The 584-nt window shown below is 56.3% G+C and carries 1 protein-coding gene; it reads right to left on the bottom strand.

From position 1 onward, the window contains the following. Positions 1–421: 4Fe-4S dicluster domain-containing protein (locus IEX22_RS16340; RefSeq protein WP_368855337.1), on the bottom strand; the 421-nt coding region annotated here is incomplete at its 3' end. Between the last annotated feature and the right edge of the window lie 163 nt (positions 422–584).

Raw genomic sequence — 584 nt, 5'->3', positions numbered from 1 at the left:
CAAACACCAGGGCATCGGTAGGACATACGGTCACACAGGCGGGTTGTTCGCCGCGCGCCAGACGGGTGTCCTTACAGAAGTTGCACTTGTCGGCCACCTTGGTTTCCGGGTTCATAAAACGCACTTTGTAGGGGCAGGCCGCCACACAGTACATACAGCCGACACACTTCTCCGCCTTGATGGAAATAATGCCGTCCTCGCCCACATAGGCCGCCCCAGTAGGACAAACCTTGACGCAAGGAGCATCTTCACACTGCTGACAGGAAACCCTGTGATACTTGAAGTGCAGATGCGGCGCATCACCAAATGGGCCTTCTACCCGTACCTGCAGGCGGGTTACGCTCTCAGGTACACCATTTTCGCTGCGGCAGGCGACGTTACAGGCCTGACAGCCGATGCACTTATTCTCGTCGTGCACCATCACATATCTTTTAGTCATCTTCGCCTCCCCTTATGCCTTTTCCAGCTTCACACCTGTGGTGTGTACGTTCATACCGCACACAGGTGCAGTCACGTTGGGCAGCAGGTTACCGCAGTGCACACCTTTGCCGGTCGCCCGTGCCAGCTCCTTGTTCTTGGAGCCA

The sequence above is a fragment of the Tersicoccus solisilvae genome, from assembly GCF_014643255.1.
Lineage (GTDB): Bacteria > Actinomycetota > Actinomycetes > Actinomycetales > Micrococcaceae > Tersicoccus > Tersicoccus solisilvae.
This window is presented reverse-complemented; position numbering and strand designations above follow the sequence as displayed.